We start from the raw sequence: 2,479 nt of genomic DNA, 5'->3' as shown, positions 1-2,479 counted from the left end.
GTACAAGGGGGGTGGGGGATGGGGCTGACCCGCGAGTTCACCACCGCGGTCGTGCCGGCGGCCGAGCGGTTCGCGCTGTGGACCGAACTGGCCGCGCAGTCGCATGTGCGCAACTGGCTCAGCAGCGAGTGCGCCGAGGACTTCCACGCCTGGCTGCGCGTTCTGGACCTCGGCGACGTGCGGGTGTCGACCCTGTCGTACCCGAGCGTGGAGATCACCCGCACACCGAAGCTGATACGGCAGGACGACCCCGAGGTCTACCAGGTCAACGTCCTGATGTCCGGCAGGGGTTACGCGGCGCAGGGCGGCCGGGAGGCGGCCCTGCGCGCCGGGGAGCTGGTCCTCGTCGACAGCAGCCGCCCCTTCGAGGGCCGGTTCGACGGCACGCTCTCGTCCATGACGGTGGTGCAACTGCCCCGGAACCGGCTGCCGCTGCCCGAGGACGTGGTCCAGCGGCTCGCCGCCACTCCCATCGCGGCCGACCGGGGGATGGGCGGGGTCTTCGGCCGCTGGCTCGCCGACCTCGATGCCCGCGCCGACGAGTGCGCGCCCGCCGACCTCCCGGCCCTGGCCTCGGTGACGGTGGACCTGCTCGCCGCCGTGCTCGGACGACGGCTGGCCGTCGAGGACCGGATGAGCCCGCAGGCACGCCGGCAGGCCCTGCGCGTGGAGGTCTGCGACTTCATCAACCGGCATCTGGGCGACCCGTCCCTCTCGCCCGCGACCATCGCCGCCGCGCACCGGATCTCCCTGCGCCACCTCCACCAGATCTTCGACTCGCGCGGCACCACGGTCGCCGCCTGGATCCGGGCCCGGCGGCTCGACCGCTGCCGCCGGGACCTCGTCGATCCGGTGCTTAGCCGCCGCCCGGTGTACGCGATCGGCGCCCGCTGGGGGTTCGTCGAGCCGTCCCACTTCAGCCGGGCCTTCCGTGCGGCGTACGGGGTCAGCCCGCGTGACTACCGCGAGGCAGTCCTGAATCGCTGAGCGGGTCCTCCATGTCCTCGATCCGGGAGTGGTAGTAGAGGAAGCCGTATTCGTCCGCCCAGCAGGCGTCGCCGGTGAAGGTCCAGCCGTTGCGCACGGTGTCCCGCTGGCGTTCGTCGGCGAGGTAGCGGCAGCCCGTGGGTCCCTTGACGGCGAGCGCGCCGACCTGACCGTACGGGACGGGCCGCCCGGAGGCGTCGACGATCGCGGTGAGATAGCCGGGCACCGGCCGCCCGATCGCGCCGGGGTGGGACCAGGCCTGCTCGCCGCGGATCGCGACGACGATGTGGAGCAGCTCGGCGGAGCCGAGCCCGTCGATCACACTGTTGCCGGTCCGCTGCTTCCATCTGCGGCGCGTCTCCACGGGCAGCGGCTCCCCCGAGGAGACGCACTCGCGCAGTGAGGACAGGTCGTACGGGGTGGGGTCGGCGCAGATCGCCTGGTAGCGGGCGGGCCCGCTGAAGCAGACCGTGGCGCGGAACTCGTCGATGGCACGGGCGAGTCGGCGCGGTGAGGAGGTGTCGAGCAGCACGGTCGAGGCACCGACGTGCAGGGGGAAGAGGAGCAGCCCGCCCAGCCCGTAGGTGTCGGCCAGCGAGGGGGTGCCGATGAAGCGGTCCTCGCCGGTGGCCCGCAGCACATGCCTGGGGAAGGAGTTGCAGGCGGCCATCACGTCCCGGTGGGTGTGCACGGTGGCCCTGGGCATCCCCGAGGTGCCGGCGGTGAAGGCGATCAGACAGGGGTCGGTCGCGGCGGTGTCGACCGGCAGCGACCAGTCGGGTTTCTCCTCCATGGCCCGCTCCAGACCGGACCCGGCGCCCGCCCCGCCGAGGAAGAACAGCGTGCGCGGGGCGCGCCCGGCCGACTCCAGCTCGGACCGCAGGCCCCACTCGCACAGCGCGTGGGTGACCCGGGCCTTGTCGATCACCCGGGTCAGATCCGCGGCCCGCAGGGTGGGCGCGGTGGTCACGACCACACCGCCCGCCCGCACCACCGCCAGCCAGATCGCCGCCAGCATCGGGGTGTTGGCGCCGCGCAGCAGCACCCGGTTGCCCGGCACCAGGCCCATGTCCTCGGTCAGGACGTGCACGACGCGCGCCACGACCGCGGTGAGCTGCCCGTACGTCCAGCGGACGCCGTGCGGGGACAGCACGGCGTGCCGCTGTGCCCGGTCCAACGAACCACCGCCCTCCAGGAGTTCCCACGCGCAGTTCAGGCGGGCGGGAAAGCGCAGGGAGGGCATGCCCAGGAGCAGATCGGGCTGGAGCGGCCGGGGTGGTAAGTGGTCCCGTACGAAGGTGTCCGTGTGGGCGGATCGGTGGTCTGCTTGCGATGGGGTGTTCAACTGCCTGCCCCCTCCTGGTCGACTTGTGCCTCATTCAACGAGGGCCGACTAGAGATGTCCTTGACGATCCGTGCGTGCTCCTGGCCGGATCGTGCACACCGTGACGGTTGGTGCTGGCGGGGCGGGGGTTTCCCTAGAGGAGGGGAG

The 2,479-nt window shown here is 72.3% G+C and carries 2 protein-coding genes; one reads left to right on the top strand and one right to left on the bottom strand.

All coding sequences use genetic code 11. From position 1 onward, the window contains the following. Positions 1-18 precede the first annotated feature (18 nt). Positions 19-987 (top strand): helix-turn-helix domain-containing protein, encoded by a 969-nt coding sequence (locus tag ACJA3G_RS35100; RefSeq protein WP_406557076.1) that lies wholly within the window; start codon positions 19-21, stop codon positions 985-987. On the opposite strand, the gene ACJA3G_RS35095 is transcribed toward ACJA3G_RS35100, so the two are convergent. Beyond that, a complete protein-coding gene (locus ACJA3G_RS35095; RefSeq protein WP_406557075.1) occupies positions 947-2,230 on the bottom strand; it encodes an AMP-binding protein in 1,284 nt (427 codons plus the stop codon). The two genes, ACJA3G_RS35100 and ACJA3G_RS35095, sit on opposite strands and share 41 nt — an antisense overlap. Positions 2,231-2,479: the final 249 nt, after the last annotated feature.

Source organism: Streptomyces sp. YS-3 (assembly GCF_045257485.1).
In the GTDB taxonomy this organism is placed as follows: domain Bacteria; phylum Actinomycetota; class Actinomycetes; order Streptomycetales; family Streptomycetaceae; genus Streptomyces.
Note: the sequence above shows the minus strand (reverse complement) of the source record. Positions and strands in the feature narration are given on the sequence as shown.

Coding starts and splice junctions, on each gene's coding strand:
- ACJA3G_RS35100 (WP_406557076.1), top strand. CDS start 19: ATGGGGCTGACCCGCGAGTTCACCACCGCGGTCGTGCCGGCGGCCGAG.
- ACJA3G_RS35095 (WP_406557075.1), bottom strand. CDS start 2,230: ATGCCCTCCCTGCGCTTTCCCGCCCGCCTGAACTGCGCGTGGGAACTC.